The sequence below is a fragment of the Brevibacillus parabrevis genome, assembly GCF_003710905.1.
GTDB lineage: Bacteria > Bacillota > Bacilli > Brevibacillales > Brevibacillaceae > Brevibacillus > Brevibacillus parabrevis.
In genome coordinates this window covers 712,956-728,561 of the sequence record NZ_RHHV01000005.1, presented here as the reverse complement: position 1 = coordinate 728,561, position 15,606 = coordinate 712,956, and the positions used below count along the sequence as shown (strand labels likewise).

General features: G+C 54.8%; 13 protein-coding genes. 2 read left to right on the top strand and 11 right to left on the bottom strand.

Features of this window, described 5'->3' with window-relative positions:
* Positions 1-38: 38 nt before the first annotated feature.
* Positions 39-416, top strand: a complete 378-nt coding sequence (locus EDM60_RS06690) for a DUF3899 domain-containing protein (protein WP_122963239.1) — start codon at positions 39-41, stop codon at positions 414-416.
* On the opposite strand, the gene EDM60_RS06685 is transcribed toward EDM60_RS06690, so the two are convergent.
* From EDM60_RS06685 to EDM60_RS06640, 10 genes are all read right to left on the bottom strand, one after another.
* Complete coding sequence (locus EDM60_RS06685; RefSeq protein ID WP_233454201.1) at positions 394-1,020, bottom strand: hypothetical protein; 627 nt, start codon at positions 1,018-1,020, stop codon at positions 394-396. The two genes, EDM60_RS06690 and EDM60_RS06685, sit on opposite strands and share 23 nt — an antisense overlap.
* Before the next feature lie 270 nt (positions 1,021-1,290).
* The gene (locus EDM60_RS06680; protein ID WP_122963238.1) at positions 1,291-2,241 is read right to left on the bottom strand and encodes an ABC transporter ATP-binding protein; all 951 of its coding nucleotides are present in this window, start codon (positions 2,239-2,241) and stop codon (positions 1,291-1,293) included.
* On the bottom strand, positions 2,238-3,266 hold the full coding sequence (locus EDM60_RS06675; RefSeq protein ID WP_122963237.1) for an ABC transporter ATP-binding protein: 1,029 nt from the start codon (positions 3,264-3,266) through the stop codon (positions 2,238-2,240). The genes EDM60_RS06680 and EDM60_RS06675 overlap by 4 nt, the downstream gene beginning before the upstream one ends.
* A gap of 17 nt (positions 3,267-3,283) precedes the next feature.
* On the bottom strand, positions 3,284-4,219 hold the full coding sequence (locus tag EDM60_RS06670; RefSeq protein WP_167470244.1) for an ABC transporter permease: 936 nt from the start codon (positions 4,217-4,219) through the stop codon (positions 3,284-3,286).
* A 9-nt stretch (positions 4,220-4,228) separates the two neighbouring features.
* On the bottom strand, positions 4,229-5,161 hold the full coding sequence (locus EDM60_RS06665) for an ABC transporter permease (RefSeq protein ID WP_063227133.1): 933 nt from the start codon (positions 5,159-5,161) through the stop codon (positions 4,229-4,231).
* A gap of 15 nt (positions 5,162-5,176) precedes the next feature.
* Positions 5,177-6,613, bottom strand: a complete 1,437-nt coding sequence (pepV, locus tag EDM60_RS06660) for a dipeptidase PepV (protein WP_122963235.1) — start codon at positions 6,611-6,613, stop codon at positions 5,177-5,179.
* Positions 6,610-8,685, bottom strand: coding sequence for a sigma-54 interaction domain-containing protein (locus tag EDM60_RS06655; RefSeq protein ID WP_122963234.1), 2,076 nt, complete (start codon positions 8,683-8,685; stop codon positions 6,610-6,612). Before EDM60_RS06655 ends, pepV begins: the two co-directional genes overlap by 4 nt.
* A gap of 74 nt (positions 8,686-8,759) precedes the next feature.
* The gene (locus EDM60_RS06650) at positions 8,760-10,430 is read right to left on the bottom strand and encodes a peptide ABC transporter substrate-binding protein (protein WP_122963233.1); all 1,671 of its coding nucleotides are present in this window, start codon (positions 10,428-10,430) and stop codon (positions 8,760-8,762) included.
* A 69-nt stretch (positions 10,431-10,499) separates the two neighbouring features.
* Entirely contained in the window at positions 10,500-11,525 is a 1,026-nt protein-coding gene (locus EDM60_RS06645) for an asparaginase (protein WP_122963232.1), read from the bottom strand.
* A gap of 291 nt (positions 11,526-11,816) precedes the next feature.
* The gene (locus tag EDM60_RS06640; RefSeq protein WP_122963231.1) at positions 11,817-12,785 is read right to left on the bottom strand and encodes a GDP-mannose 4,6-dehydratase; all 969 of its coding nucleotides are present in this window, start codon (positions 12,783-12,785) and stop codon (positions 11,817-11,819) included.
* 227 nt (positions 12,786-13,012) lie between these two features.
* Between EDM60_RS06640 and EDM60_RS06635 the strand changes: the two genes are divergently transcribed.
* Positions 13,013-14,761: a phospho-sugar mutase gene (locus EDM60_RS06635; protein ID WP_122963230.1), complete on the top strand. Its 1,749-nt coding sequence runs from the start codon at positions 13,013-13,015 to the stop codon at positions 14,759-14,761.
* Here EDM60_RS06635 and EDM60_RS06630 read toward each other — a convergent pair.
* Entirely contained in the window at positions 14,758-15,474 is a 717-nt protein-coding gene (locus EDM60_RS06630) for a hypothetical protein (protein WP_233454200.1), read from the bottom strand. The genes EDM60_RS06635 and EDM60_RS06630 overlap by 4 nt on opposite strands.
* Positions 15,475-15,606 lie beyond the last annotated feature (132 nt).

Sequence of the window (15,606 nt, the reverse complement as noted above, 5' to 3'; positions counted from 1 at the left end):
TGGCAAAAGACTGACTCGAAAAAGGACGTGCTTCTACTGTGAACAATTGGTTTGCCATCATCCTGGTCCTAGCAATCACCTGTAGCCTCGTACTCGGGGTGACCTCCGAGACGCTTGCCTTGCTGCCTTATATCAATCAGAGCTTTCTGCTCGGGCTGATTTTGCTGATGGTCGGCTGTGCTGCCGTCGTTACCCGTTCCGGCTTCTTCACCGTTTTCATGCGCGGCTTCAAGCAGCTCAAAGGCTTCTTTTTTCGCAAGCCGCGCATGATGGAGAGCGATCTCGTGCAAGGAGACGATCCCGTTTTTGCGCAAAAAAAACAATCCGTCATCAAGGTGGCGACTTCCCTCTTTCTCGCCTCCGGGACCGGATTGATTGTGTTTTCGCTGGTGCTTACTTGTTTCTACTATTTATAAGCAACGATTTGCCGATGGCCAGGAATACATCGGATTCATAGATCGTCGGCAGCTGCTCTTGCGGCGAAATACTGTCAAAGCGTTCGCCTGCCAGCTTCAGCCAGGGAAAGCCTTCTGCTCCCTTCGCTTTGTAAAGCTGCTCGGGTGAATTGGGAATCAAGATGTGCTTGTCGCCTTCTTCCTCATAACTGCTATTCAAAAAGAGCAGGTACTCCCCTTGCTCCAGCTGTTGATACTCGGGGGCGACGAGACTGGCCATCTCGTGGATATCCCCTGGGGCGTATCCAATGATCCGGTAAACCTCAACCGTATCCCCAGCCTTGATATTTTGCTCGGTCTGGTTGTCGTACAGCTTTTCTACCTCGACGTCGTACACATGAAAAACGAGCTCGGCCAATTGCTCTTGTCTCGGTTCCTTGGAAATCTTTCCTTTGAGGATTACATTGGAGAAATCGACCAACTCACTGGTGGAGTTGTACACTTTTGACAATGAATAACCGGAAGAATCCGCCAAAGATGCTTCCTGCCTTTTTATAAAAGCGAGTGTCAAGCCAAGCCCAACAGCCAGTAATACTAGAATGGCAGTCATCGTTCTCTTTTTCACCGTCGCACGCCCTTTCCGAACAACCTTTCCCCACACTCTCGCAAACGCTTCATCCAAACCTCAACTCCTAATATATGTAAAAACACAACTGCTTGTAAATGACGAGACATCGCGGAAGGAAGGCTTGGACATTCACGGATTGCAAGGGATTAGGCAAAGGATCGCGCCAGAACCGGGCAGACTCGAACATCGCTCCTTTATCTATCACCTGCCGCCACCGCCATCTAACGCAAAAAGACGCCTGGAAAAAGGCGTCTTTTGTTTCCGTACCTATGCTTCTAGCAAATGACAGGCGACCCAGTGTCCTCGCTCTGCCTCCAGCCACTTCGGCTCTTCTTCGGCGCAGCGCGCAGTGGCGAGCGGGCAGCGCGTTCGGAAGCCGCAGCCGCTTGGCTTGTTCGCCGGGCTTGGCAAATCGCCCTGAAGCACGATTCGCTCGCGCTTGACAGTCGGGTCGGGAACAGGCACAGACGAGAGCAGTGCCTGCGTATACGGATGCAACGGACGGGCGTACAAATCATTGCTGGCAGCCAGCTCGACCATTTTGCCCAAGTACATCACGCCGATGCGATTGGAAATGTGTTTGACCATGGACAAGTCGTGGGCGATGAACAAATACGTAAGACCGCGATCGTGCTGCAAATCTTCCAGCAGATTGACGACCTGCGCCTGAATCGAGACGTCCAGGGCGGAAATCGGCTCGTCGGCAATGATGAATTGCGGTTCGACAGCGAGGGCGCGGGCGATGCCGATCCGTTGGCGCTGGCCTCCGCTGAACTCGTGCGGGAACCGCTGGGCGTGGTCTTTATGCAGACCGACCAGTTGCAACAGCTCGGCGACCCGCTCCCGGCGCGATCCTCTGCTGAGTCCGTGAATGTCCAAGCCTTCCGCGATGATGTCCTCTACCGTCATGCGCGGATTGAGGCTGGCCTGCGGGTCCTGGAAAATCATCTGGACATCCCGATTGAACTGGCCCACTTCTTTTCCGCGCAACTGGTGGACGTTCTTCCCTTTGAACAGCACCTCGCCAGCCGTATTCTCATACAGCCGGATAATCGTGCGGCCCAGCGTGGATTTGCCGCAGCCGCTCTCGCCTACCAGTCCAAGCGTCTCACCTTTTTGAATCGTAAAAGTCACCCCGTCCACGGCTTTCAGATCAAAACCGGGACCCATGGAGAAATGCTTTTTCAAATCGCGTACATCAACCAACGCTTCTGTCATACTCCCTGCCTCCCTGCTGCAACCAATTCATCGATGCGCGGCGCTCTTGGATCGTGCAGCCAGCAAGCCGCCTCGTGGCCCGCTCCGAAGTCGTTTTTGGCTGGCATTTGCTGATCGCATATTTCCATGGCAAAATCACAACGCGCCGCAAACGGGCAGCCTTTTGGCGGTTGGAACAAGTCCGGCGGCGTGCCGTCGATCGGTACGAGCCGCTGCTTCTCGCCCTCATCGAGACGAGGCAGCGAGCGCATCAATCCCCATGTGTACGGATGGCGCGGGTTGGCAAACACATCCTCGACCGTTCCTGTCTCGACAACCATGCCTGCATACATGACGACCATCCGATGGGCGATTTCCGCCACGACACCGAGGTCGTGCGTAATGATGACGACGGACAGCTCCTGCTCTGCTTGCAGCCGCTTCAGCAAATCGAGAATTTGCGCCTGAATCGTTACATCCAGCGCTGTCGTCGGCTCATCGGCGATCACGAGCCGCGGCTGGCAGGCAAGGGCAATCGCGATGACGACGCGCTGGCGCATCCCGCCGCTGAACTGGTGGGGGTATTGATCGATCCGCTTTTCCGGGTCTGGTATGCCGACCAGCCGGAGCATCTCGATGGCACGCTGGCGCGCCTCTTCACGCGTCACTTTTTGACTGCGCACAAATCCTTCTACGATTTGCGTTCCGACCTTCATCGTCGGGTTGAGCGCGGTCATCGGGTCCTGGAACACCATCCCGATCTGCGTTCCGCGAATGCCGAGCAGCTCCTTTTTGGAAAGCCCGCTGATGTCCTGCCCGTCAAACACGATCTTCCCCCCGACGATTTTGCCAGGCGGGTTGGGGATCAGCCCCATGATCGCCTGCGCGGTGACGCTTTTGCCGCAGCCGCTCTCCCCTACGATCGCGACCGTCTCGCCCTTGTCCACGTGAAAGGAGACGCCGCGCACCGCTTGCACTTCGCCACCGTAGGTCTTGAAGTTGACACGCAGCTCGTCGATTGCTAACAAATGCTGATTTTTCGTCATTTTCTCCCTCTCCCCCATCAGTCGCGCAGGCGCGGGTCAAGCGCATCCTGCAAACCGTCTCCAAATACGTTAAAAGCGAACATCGTCAGCGAGATCATGAGCGCCGGGAAAAACAGCCGCCACCAGTCTCCGGTCAAAATAACGCCAAGAGCGTCGTTCGTCATCGTTCCCCAGCTCGCCACAGGCGCTTGCACGCCGAGTCCGAGAAAGCTCAGGAACGACTCGGCAAAAATCGCGGACGGAATCGTAAACGTCAAATTGACAATAATGACGCCGAATGTATTCGGGATCAGATGTTTGAGCAAAATCCGGTTGAATTTGGCTCCCAGCACTTGCGCAGCCAAAATGAACTCCTGGTTTTTCAACTGCAAAATTTGTCCGCGCACCAGCCGCGCCATGCCGACCCAGCCCGTAGCGGACAGCGCAATAATAATCGTCAATATGCCCGGCTCCATGACGACCATCAGCAAGATCACGACCAGCAAGTACGGCAAGCCGTACAACACTTCAATCACGCGCATGATAATCGTATCGATCCGATCCCCCCGCTTGCCGCGCCCTGCCATGTAGCCAGCGATGCCGCCGACAGTTACGCCGATCACCAGGTCGATGAGCGCCGCCACCACCCCGATGGTCAACGAAATTCTCGCGCCGTACCACGTTCTGGCAAACATGTCCCGGCCAAGCTCGTCAGTTCCAAACCAGTGCTCGGACGACACTTCCTGATTTTTCGTCAACAGGCTCTGATCCGAGTAACTGTAAGGCACGAGGTTCGGTCCGATAATCGCCATCGCGACCAGTGCCGTGATGATGAACAAACCGAGCATCGCCAGCTTGTTTTTTGCCAACTTGCGAATCACTTGCTGTCCATTGCTCAGGCTCGGCCGGGAAATGACGTTGGCCTGCCCTTTTTTGGACAGCGGCTGAAATAACGGGTCTACTCTATGTTCCATCGCCACAGGCTATCTCTCCTTGTTGGTCAGCTTGATTCTCGGGTCGATCAGCGTATACGCGATATCGATCAGGAAAATGGTCACGATCAAAATGGCGCTGTAAAAAATCGTCGTACCCAAAATAACGGGATAATCACGGTTGAAAATACCGTCCACGAAGTATTTGCCGATGCCGGGAATCGCGAAAATTTTCTCGACGACAAACGTTCCCGTGATCAGCGAGGCGATCAGTGGACCGAGAAACGTCACGACAGGCAAAATCGCGTTGCGAATGCCGTGGCGCAACACGACCAAAAACATCGGAATGCCTTTTGCCTCGGCCGTGCGAATGTAGTTTTGATTCATCACTTCAATCATGCTGGCCCGCATATACCGCGTGATGATGGCGACCGGACCGAAGGCGAGAGCGAGTGACGGCAGCACTGTGTGCATCCATGTACCCCACGTCGCCACCGGAAAAATCGACACCTTGATCGCAAAAAAGTTGATCAGCAACGGAGCCATAATGAAGCTCGGAATCGCTACCCCGAGAACGGCCAGCGCCATCGCGACATAGTCCAGCCATTTATTGCGGTTGAGCGCTGCCACGATACCAAACGTGATCCCGAACACCAGAGCGATCGCAATCGCTTGCGCCCCCAGCCAGGCGGACGCGCCGAAGCCGTCGGAAATCATGTCGTTGACGCCGCGCGAGTCTGATTTGATGGACGGGCCGAGGTCGAGCAGCAACAAATTTTTCAAGTAGAGCACGTACTGGACGGGCAGCGGTTGATCGAGGTTGTACTTGGCCCGCAAGTTGTTCAAAATTTGCTCCGGCAGCTGATCCGACTCGGAGGCGAACGGATTTCCCGGAATGGCATGCATCAAGGAAAAAGTCAGCGTCACGATGATCCACAGCGTGACGATCATCATCAAAACGCGTTTCACCAGGTAGTTTGACATGAAGTTCCTCCTCGTTTATTTGGCCAGCTCGTAGATGGCGTGGGCGTAAATCGCCATCGCCCGCAGCAGGTCGTCGATTTCCACATATTCGTCCACCAGGTGCGCCGTCGATTCCTTGCCTGGAAAAAGCGGCCCGTAAGCGACTCCGTACGGCATGATTTTGGCGTAGGTCGCACCGCCGGATGACAGCAGGGCAGTCGGCTCGCCCGTATGCTCCTCGTACACCTTGGACAACGTCTGAATGACAGGATGATCGGCCGGAACGTAATGCGACTTCGACGTGCGCAGACTGGCGATTGTCCAGCCCAGCTCCGCCACGCGCGTCCTCAGCTTTTCCACGTACTCCTCACAGGAAATCGTCGCAGGATAGCGGATGTTCAGCCGAACGCTTCCCCCGTCCGTTTCGCTGTAGCGCAAAATTCCCGCATTGACAGTCAGCTTGCCGGATACTTCGTCCTCGCAAGCCAGATGAAGCTCGTGCCCGTAATAATCTTCGTGAACAATATCTGACAAGAGCGAAAGAAACGAAGATCCTGAACCTTCAAACGATTTTTCCCGCAAAAAACAGGCAAGCATCGTTCCCGCATTCACGCCCTCGTGTGGAGCCATTCCGTGTGCGGGCTTGCCCGCCAGGGTGAATGTCAGCTTGTCTGAATCGACTTGCTCGATCCGCCCGCTCGTTCCCATTGCCTGCAAAAAGGCATCCCACTCGGCAGCGAGCTGCGCGAAGTCGAACTTCGCTTTCGCTTGTGCGCCCAGCTCGACAACCGCTTCCGCCTTGTCCGGCACACTGTTGCCCTGATCGCCGGAAACAAAGGAAAGCAACGTCCAGCCCCGGTCTGCGCCCGCGCCCCGCTGTGTCGGAGCGATCGTCAGCGTCGGGTTGATCTGGCCTTTTTCCGCATGAATCATCGGAAAAGCCGAATCTGGCGAAAAGCCGACAGGCGGCACCCGGTCATGCTCGGCAAAATGCTTCATGCACAGCCAGCCGCTTTCTTCATCAGTTCCGATGATCAAACGCACCTTTTTGGAGAGAGCAAGCCCGGAGTCTCTCACCAGCCTGAGCGCATAGTAAGCAGCAAGAGCCGGTCCCTTGTCGTCGAGCGCTCCTCTGGCATACATGCGCCCATCGCGAATCGTCGGCTCAAAAGGAGGCGTCGTCCAGCCTTCTCCGACCGTCACGACGTCGATGTGGACGAGCACCCCGATCTCTTCTTCGCCGTCGCCATACTCGATCGTTCCTGCGTAGCCGTCGAGGTTTTTCGTCGCAAACCCATCCTGCTGTCCGCGCTCAAGCATCGCTTCCAGTGCGGCCGCGACACCTTGTCCGAACGGCTTGCCCTCCGTCGCAGTCGTCATGTCCTCGATACTGTTAATGGAAAGAAACGCCACCAGCTCGTCCACGAACGCTTCTTTTTGCAGGAGAGCTTGCTTCTTCCAATATTCGCTCATCTGTGTCCACCTGCTTTCCTCTGCGCAAGGAATCTCAGAAACGCTTCTCCCTTCGCAGAAATATGACTTCCTTGTCTGCCTTTTCCCACATGGATCAGTTCATCTTGCTGCATCAGTTTCAAACGGTAACGCAACTGCTGCGACGAAATCGCCACGTCGCGCTCGCCAAGCTGTTCCATCAAGGAGTAGCGACCGCCGCTCCCGGCTCCAAGCTCCTGCAAAATCGCGAAAACCTCCTCCAAAAAGCCTCGCTTGACGTATTCGCTTGCGATCGACTCAAACCGTTCTTCCTGCCCGTCTGATACAAGCGGCATTTCCGGTGCCTCGTTCCAAAACGGCAACTGATACACGTACGCCTCTTCCTCTGCGACGTGCGCCAAATACTCGATGACGTTTTCCAGCTCGCGGATATTCCCCGGCCAATCGTAGTTCATCAGCGCCTTCATCGCCTCGCTGGTCAAGGTAAAAGGCGGACGCCGCAAATCGAGCGAGTATTTTTTCACGAATTGCTGCGCGAGCCACGGGATGTCCTCCCGGCGTTTGCGAAGTGGCGGCAGGTGAATCGGCAAGATGTTCAGCCGATAGTACAGATCAGCGCGAAAAGAGCCTTCTGTCACCATCTTTTGCAAATCCTGATTGGTGGCAGCGACCACGCGGATGTCCGTCGGAATGACCTTGTTGCCCCCCACCCGCATGATTTGCCGCTCCTGCAACACCCGGAGCAGCCGATTTTGAATCGCGCCACTGGCGTCGCCAATCTCGTCGAGAAAAATCGTTCCTTTGTGGGCAAGCTCGAACCAGCCGATGTGGCCGCCTTTTCGCGCCCCTGTAAACGCCCCTTCCTCGTAACCAAAAAGCTCGCTCTCCAACAGCGATTCGGAGATAGCCGCGAAGTTGACGCCGACAAACGGCTCTCGCCTGCGCGGAGAGGCATTGTGGATAGCCTGGGCGAGCAATTCCTTCCCTGTTCCTGTCTCGCCTAACAAAAGCACCGTCGAATTGCTTCTGGCCATTTTCTTGGCAATCTGGATCACTTTTTGCACAGAAGGACTTTCTCCGTAGATATCATCAAAATGGTATTTGGCAACCAGCCCCTTGCTGTACAGGCGCATGCGGTAGTCGTGCTCCAGCTTTTCGATCTCCGCCGCCTTGCGGAACAACAGCAAGCTTCCGAGAAAGCTGCCCTCCATGACAATGTGCATCTTGCGGAAAAAGTAGGTTTTGTTCGCCCAATCTACCAAAACGTCCTCATTCTCTTCACACTGCCGGATCAACTCGTAAAAGTCCGGCGGAAGACAGTCGGCTGCACGCTCTCCGACCACTTGCCTGCCCTCCAGATGCAACGATTCGATTGCCTTTTGATTGACGAAGCGAATCCATTCCTTCTCATCAAACGCAATGATCGCATCCTCGATCCGGTTGACGATGGCTTCCAAGTATTTGCTCAAAAGGTGCGCGTGCTGAATCTCGTTGTTCAGCTCTTTCGTGACGTAAATCAACGATTGCATCGCTCTCGCCGTCACCTTTTGGAAATTTCCACTGCCAAAATGCGAGTAGATCGCCATCCAGGTCGATAAATCAATGACGCGGTAACCGATGTCGACTACTTTGCGAATGCCGGGCGGAACATGTTCAGGCTCGCCAGGCGTAACTGCAATTTCAATATCGGACGGATAGTCCGCTCCGGGATAGTACGGATACAACTCAAAATCCATGCTGGACGCCCGCAGCAAATCCACGTTTTCCTCTGCGGTTTCTTTGGTATCGCTTACCAAAAGCACTTTGACGCCTTTCGGAATCTCCAGCATGCCGCGCAAATTGTGATACGGCAGCATCCGCTTGGCAACGAGAATGCTCGCATCGCCAGGCAAATACGGCTCGACAAGCGAGACGATGCTTTTCGTGGACAAAACCACCAGCGCCCCCGGCGTAATCGGTCGAAACGGAAGCTGGTCCACTCGGATCGCTTCCACGTGAATGTCTTCAGATATCCCCAGTTCGTGGCATTGACTGACCACGGATTGCAAAAATTCGTCCATTCTCGCGATGAACGTAATTGTTTTTTTCGGCATGGACACTCGCTCCAGATGTAGTGTGAAGACAAGAGCACAAAGCTGCCCTTGCGCTCTTGTCTTCGTCTATTCTACTATTTCTTCCCGATCTCTACCCATTTGTAGTCGAGAGTTCCGACCGGATGGCGAATGATGCCCTTGATGTTTGGCTGATCCATGAACACTTTGGTGCTGAAGTAGATCGGCACCAGCGGCATGTCTTCCATAAAGATTTTTTCTGCATCGTGCATCAGCTTGAAGCGCTCGGTTTCGTTTGCGGTGTTGCGAATTTTTTCGACCAGCGCGTCGTACTCTTTGTTGCTGTAATTGATGCGGTTGCCCGGGTGATCGGTGACGAACAGCTCCAGATAGTTGACCGGATCGCCGTAGTCAGCCGGGATGGTGGAACGGGAGAATTGCAGCTTGCGGCCGCGCTGTTCTTCCAGGAACACTTTCCATTCCTTGTTCTCCAGCTTCACGTCTACCCCGAGGTTTTTCTTGTACATCTCTTGCAAAACTTGCGCGATCGCTTTGTGGGCGTCACTTGTGTTGTACGTCATGGTTACAGGCGGCAAGGTTGTCCAGCCTTCCTCTTCCATTCCTTTTTTCAGCAAAGCTTTTGCCTGCTCGATGTCGTTGTCTTTGATGAAGTCTCCGCCCTTCTCGCGGAAGTCGCCGCCTTCCGGTTCCGGGAAGCCGAATGGCACGTGCGCCAGTGCAGGAGCCTGCTTGCCTTGTACCACGTTGTCGATCAGCGTTTGGCGGTCGATCGCCAGCGCAAACGCTTTGCGGATGTTGGCGTTCGTAAACGGAGGCATCTGCGTGTTCATCCGGTAGTAGTAAATCGCCGCTTCGGATTCGACTTTGGCCTCTCCGGAGTCGATCAGCTTTTTCTTCAAGTCGTTCGGTACGGTCTGGATCATGTCCAGTTGTGCGGTGGAGTACATTTGATACTGTGTATTTTCGTCGTTGACCATCACCCAGTCGATTCCGGCAAATTTGACGGAGTCGCGATCCCAGTAGCCATCGTTTTTCACGAGTTTGACAGATTGGTCATGCACCCAGTCTTCCATTTTGAAAGGACCGTTTGTGACGATGCTCGACGCATTTTCTGCCCACTTCGGATTGCTTTCCACCACTTTTTTATTCACGGGGAAGAACGTAGGCTGCGTGATGATGTGCAGGAAAAAGCCTGCTGGCGCCTTGAGATGTACTTCCAGCGTCTTTTCATCGACCGCTTTTACCTTCACGCCGTCTGCGGTGCCGGTTCCTTTGTTGAACTCCTCTGCTCCCTCGATGTAGTAGGCGAGGAAAGCGGACGGGAACGCGTTGTTCGGATCGACGATGCGCTTGAAAGCAAATTCAAAGTCTTGCGCCGTTACCGGATCGCCATTGGACCACTTGCTGTCGCGCAGCGTAAAGGTGTACGTTTTTCCATCCTCGCTCACCGACCATTTTTCCGCCATGGCAGGCTGCGGCTTGTGGTCTTTGTCGAGACGGGCCAAACCTTCCATCGTCGCATTGAGCACCTCATTGGACGTGCTGTCAAAGCCTTTTGGCGGATCGAGGGACGGTGGCTCGGTCTTCAGGTTGAGCTTCAGTCTTGCTGCCGGATCTGCTTGTCCACCAGAGTCGCCTGCTGGCTGTCCGGCTGGTGTTCCCTCGCCTTGCTTCGTCGGAGCAGCCGACTGGCTACATCCTGTCACGGCCAAAACCGCGACCAGGGCGGCAGTGCTGAGCAGCTTCCATCCTTTGTGCAACTTCATTTTTTTGTGACCCCCTTCTTCTTTTGAAAAAATCTTTATAGATAAACGGCAACGAAAGGTAGCTGCCGCTTATACCCCCAGTGACACGCTCGTTTGCGTCAGCAAAAACGGCGTTTCGATCCGGCCTACGACGCTATTGCTCATGTTGGTGATCGGCGGGTTTGTGTATTGTGCCAACACTTCCAGCGGGCCGTCTGTACCGATCCCGAGTTGGCGCAGCACCTCGTTTACGACCGGATTGATGGCGCGTGGCCCGCCGTCCTCGATCTTCACTGCGATACCCAGCCCTGTTTTTCTGTCACCCAGACAGTAGACAGACTCAGCGCCCGCCTTGCCCACGATGCGCCCGGCAAAAGCATTCATCAGATCGGTGCAGTAGCGATTTTCGCCCCCGACCATTTCCGGATGAGCCGTCATCGCTTCTGTAATTCTCTCTACCGCTTTGCGGCGCTCCGGCTTCGCGATCACTTCCGGGCGAACGAGCTTGGCAAAAGCCCAGGCGAAGTTCGCGAGCGGCAGTTGATGAACAGGCACTCCGCAACCGTCTGTTCCCAGGTTGATCTTCTCTTTTGGATAGCCTGTAATGTCTTCCACGACATCGAGAATCCGCTGCTGCACCGGATGCTCTGGCAGGTGATAGGTGGCGACCTCTTCTCCCATGTACGTCGCGGTTGCAATCATGCCCGAATGCTTACCGGAGCAGTTGGAAAATACGGGTGTAAGCGGTTTCCCCTGACGGATCAGCTCTTTGTAGCTCTCCTCGTGACGCGGCACGTGCGTCCCGCATTGCAAGGTCGCTTCCGGTTGACCCGCACGTTCCAGCATCGAGAGCGCGCGCGTGCGATGGCGCGGCTCCCCGCTATGGGAGGCGCAGCAAAGCGACAGATCGGCAGGCTCAAATCCGTAATGATCAGCGGCGCCTGTCTCCACGACCGGAATCGCCTGCAACGGCTTCATGCTTGAACGGGCATAGGTCATTCGGTGTGGATCTCCGAATGCATACAGCAAAGTTCCGGAAGCATCCACAACGGCGATATGACCAAGGTGCGAGCTTTCCACCTGTTCTCCCCGGTATACGTTAGCAACTACATTCATAGCAAAGTCTCCTTTTGACGCGATAGTTGAAATGTTTGTACTTTTCTCAAAAGCAAGTTGCGTGCCAACCACTGGCAAGGCAGGGTTAAAACCGAATTTTCTGCAAGTTTATCGCTGTAGCGAGTGAAAAAGCGGGGAGCAGCAGAGGGTAACTGGTTGTTATACAAGGCTTAATAGGTTGTTTTTAATCATTAATAGGTTAACTCGTTTTTGCCCAAACAAAAAAACACCCCTTTTCTTTTGCGCTTCCAGAAATAGGGTGTCACTAATGATTTTCTCGCTGCTGTTTCGCTACTCTTTTGCCACGCGCTGCATATCGGCTTCCACCATCATATGAATCAGCTCGACCAGCTTTGTTTTCGGCGTCCAGCCCAGCTCCCGCTTCGCCTTTTCCGGATTTCCCAGCAAGACGTCCACTTCTGCGGGGCGGTACAGCTTCGGATCAATCAGCAAGTAATCCTGATAATTCAAGCCGACGTAGTCAAAGGCGATTTTGCACATGTCCTCGACGGTTGACGTTTTTCCGGTCGCAATGACAAAGTCATCCGGCTTCTCCTGCTGGAGCATGAGCCACATCGCCTCCACGAAGTCGCCTGCGAAGCCCCAGTCCCGTTTGGCCGCAATGTTGCCGAGCCGCAGCTCTTTTTGTTTGTTCGCGGCAATTCTCGCCACAGCGTCGGTTACTTTTCGGGTGACAAATTCAAGCCCGCGCAACGGCGATTCATGGTTGAACAAAATGCCGTTGCAGCTGTACATCTGGAAGCTTTCCCGGTAGTTTTTCGTCATCCAGTAGCCGAACAGCTTGGATACCGCATACGGACTGCGCGGATAAAACGGGGTTTGCTCCGATTGCTGCGGCTCCTGGATCAATCCGTACAGCTCGCTTGAGGAAGCTTGATACATTTTGATCGCGGGATTCGTCTCGCGAATGGCCTCCAGCACATGCAAAACACCCATCCCGGTCGATTGCGCCGTCAAGACGGGCTGCTCCCACGATGAGCCGACAAAGCTTTGCGCCGCCAAATGATACAGCTCATCCGGCTTCACGCTTTTGAGCGCCCTGGTCAAAGACGACAAATCCAAAATATCGCCGTCCTTGTACTCGATTTCATCGGCAATGCCCAAATACTCCAGCCGCCAGCGATCCACAGTGCTGCGGCGCGGCACAAGTCCTGCCACGCGATAGCCTTTGTCCAGCAAAAACTTCGCCAAATACGCACCGTCCTGCCCGGTTATTCCTGTAAGGAAAGCTGTTTTCATGCGTCACCTCTCCCCTGGCCTGATCCAATCCCAATCGTTAAAAGCATATGCCACCCTGCGCGCATTCGTTCAAAAACAGGGCTGGACGCTTGAAGCAACTTCGTTTTTCGCATGTGCCTCCGCCCTGTCTCTTGCGAATGATCTTTTGCTCCTCCCTCACTTCCCGCCCTTTTCCTTAATACGCTAAGAAAGAGGCAAGACTTTTTTGACGGGAAGTGAGGTTTGGCATGCAGATGGATTGGCACAAGCATTATACGCGCTGGAAGCAATACACAGACCTGGACCCGCAGCTTCAGCGCCACCTGGAGCAACTGGAAGGCGACGAGCAAAAGCTGGAAGACTGCTTTTACAAGCCGATTGCCTTCGGTACAGGTGGCATGCGCGGGGTCATGGAGCCGGGGATCAACCGGATTAACCTTTATACGATTCGCAAGGCTGCCGCAGGGCTGGCCCTGCATTTGCTGGAGCAACATTCGGATGCGGCCCAGCTTGCGGTCGTCATCGCCTACGACTCGCGCAACGATTCGTACACCTTTGCACTGGAAACGGCAAAAGTTCTCGGTTATTACGGCGTTTCCGCATGTTTGTTCGAGAATTTGTGTCCAACGCCGCTCTTGTCTTTTGCCGTTCGGCATCTGGGAGCTGCCGCAGGCGTCGTCATCACGGCGAGCCACAACCCGCCGGAGTACAACGGCTTCAAAATATACGGGTCAGACGGAGGACAAATTCCGCCGCAAGCTGCCGACCGGATTTTTGCCCAGATGGAACAAGCCGGAGATGAGCTGCAAATCGGAACGCGTGAAGTGAATGAGCTGTTGGACAGCGGTCTGTTGCGAATGTTGGGCGACGAAGTATTTACCGCCTATATGGCCTGCCAAAAACAGCTTCGCTCCCCTGCCGCTTCCGCCATCGTCGCTGCCCACCAGCCGCGCATCGTCTTTTCTCCGCTGCACGGCACGACGCTTGTACCGATTGCGCAAGGACTGCAATCGCTAGGCTTTGAGCAGGTAAAGGTCGTTCAGGAGCAGGCGGAGCCAGATCCTCTGTTTTCTACCGTCTCCACCCCCAATCCGGAAGAGCCGGAAAGCTTTCGATTTGCCTTGAAGCACGCTCGCAAAAAAGGCGCCGACTTGATCATCTGTACAGACCCGGATGGAGACAGGCTCGGGGTAGCTATCAGGACGGGCCCTAACCAGCATGTCATCCTGAACGGAAATCAGGCGGGCGTCTTGCTTTTGGACTATATTTTGGCGCAAGAAAAGCTTGCCGGAACGCTCCCGGCCCACGCTGCCGTCGTGAAAACGATCGTCACCTCGGAAATGGTTCGCGCGATCGCCGCTGATTACGGTGTGGCTACAATCGACACCTTGACCGGATTCAAGTACATCGGGGAAAAAATCGAGGAATTTGCGCAAAGCGGAGCGCATCACTTTTTGTTTGGACTGGAAGAAAGCTGCGGGTATTTGCGCGGTGATTTCGTCCGGGACAAAGACGCCGTCCAGGCCGCTTTTTTGCTGGCGGACGCCTGCGCGTTCCAGCTGTCGCAAGGCTCAAGCCTCCACCAGCGTTTGCAGGAGCTGTACGCCAAGCACGGCACTTTCCGGGAAGAGCTGATCTCGATTACGTATCCGGGAAAAGACGGCATGCAAACCATGACAGCGATCCTCGCTGCCTTGCGCGACAGGCCGCTGACAACTGTCGCGGGCGATGCGGTGACCTCCATCGAGGACTACTTGACTGGCGAACGTCGGCTGCAAGCGACAAACGAGTCACAGCCTTTGTCGCTGCCAGCAAGCGATGTCTTGAAGTTCATCATGGGCGACCATGCCTGGTTTTGCATCCGTCCATCCGGTACGGAACCGAAGATGAAGCTGTATTTTGGGGTCAAGGACGTCTCAGAAAGTGCAGCCTTGACTGCCCTTGCCAACATGAAAAAAGCGGTGCTCGACTATTTGCAGCAGCTGTTGCCCGCCTAGATTTCCAGGTAGGGGCCATTTCCACGCGGGTGGCCCCCGCCATCAGGGCCGTAGCTTGGCGGATGGTACGCCTCTTGTGGAGTTCGCTCCGCAAAGCGTGCCAGACCCAACAGTTCCCGGCGGACAAAGAAGGCGTTGACTCCACGCGAATCGGTGCCGATCAGCGCATAGCCGAGCTTTTTCCCAAGTTCGGCAAGCGATGTCAGGCTCGCTCCGAAATAGGTTGTTCCGTTCCATGCAAAGGAAGGATCGTACGCTACGACCATCTTTTGCGGTGGCGGAAAAGAAGCGTTGTATTCGATGATCACCACTCGCGGCTTGTAGGCAGCCAGCGCTTGCCAGACCCAATAGTCGATCCCGTCCAGATCGATCGAGAGCAAATCAAACTGTGTCGGAACGCGAAATTGGGCAAACAACGAGGCGATATTTTCTCTGGTAATGAACGCCTGATGGGTGGCAACCTGAGGGAGCGCGGCATAGGTCTGCTGCAAATAGATGTATTTGAGCGGGTGCCCCTCGATCAACACCCCCGACCATTGGTGCGCGTACGCCAAGTTTCGAGACAGGCACTCCACGCCCCCCTCGACTCCAAATTCAACAAAAAATCGATTCGTTGTCCCGATCCGCGCAAACAACTCCTCGATCATGCCATCTTCACCATTTTGCGAGAAAACACGCTTTTCATAGAGATTGATGGAGTCCATTCGGTTCATCGCCCCTCCTTCTTTCGTTCTCTTTTCTCCATCGTATTTGCCGTATGCGCGAAAGGCGTAGTCATCTGCTCCCCTTTGGCGAGAAAAAGGCGTGCCGCACTTTCCCTGTACATAAAAAGACATTCGCCGTGC

Coding starts and splice junctions, on each gene's coding strand:
- EDM60_RS06650 (WP_122963233.1), bottom strand. CDS start 10,430: ATGAAGTTGCACAAAGGATGGAAGCTGCTCAGCACTGCCGCCCTGGTC.
- EDM60_RS06655 (WP_122963234.1), bottom strand. CDS start 8,685: ATGCCGAAAAAAACAATTACGTTCATCGCGAGAATGGACGAATTTTTG.
- EDM60_RS06670 (WP_167470244.1), bottom strand. CDS start 4,219: ATGGAACATAGAGTAGACCCGTTATTTCAGCCGCTGTCCAAAAAAGGG.
- EDM60_RS06640 (WP_122963231.1), bottom strand. CDS start 12,785: ATGAAAACAGCTTTCCTTACAGGAATAACCGGGCAGGACGGTGCGTAT.
- EDM60_RS06675 (WP_122963237.1), bottom strand. CDS start 3,266: ATGACGAAAAATCAGCATTTGTTAGCAATCGACGAGCTGCGTGTCAAC.
- pepV (WP_122963235.1), bottom strand. CDS start 6,613: ATGAGCGAATATTGGAAGAAGCAAGCTCTCCTGCAAAAAGAAGCGTTC.
- EDM60_RS06635 (WP_122963230.1), top strand. CDS start 13,013: ATGCAGATGGATTGGCACAAGCATTATACGCGCTGGAAGCAATACACA.
- EDM60_RS06645 (WP_122963232.1), bottom strand. CDS start 11,525: ATGAATGTAGTTGCTAACGTATACCGGGGAGAACAGGTGGAAAGCTCG.
- EDM60_RS06680 (WP_122963238.1), bottom strand. CDS start 2,241: ATGACAGAAGCGTTGGTTGATGTACGCGATTTGAAAAAGCATTTCTCC.
- EDM60_RS06630 (WP_233454200.1), bottom strand. CDS start 15,474: ATGAACCGAATGGACTCCATCAATCTCTATGAAAAGCGTGTTTTCTCG.
- EDM60_RS06665 (WP_063227133.1), bottom strand. CDS start 5,161: ATGTCAAACTACCTGGTGAAACGCGTTTTGATGATGATCGTCACGCTG.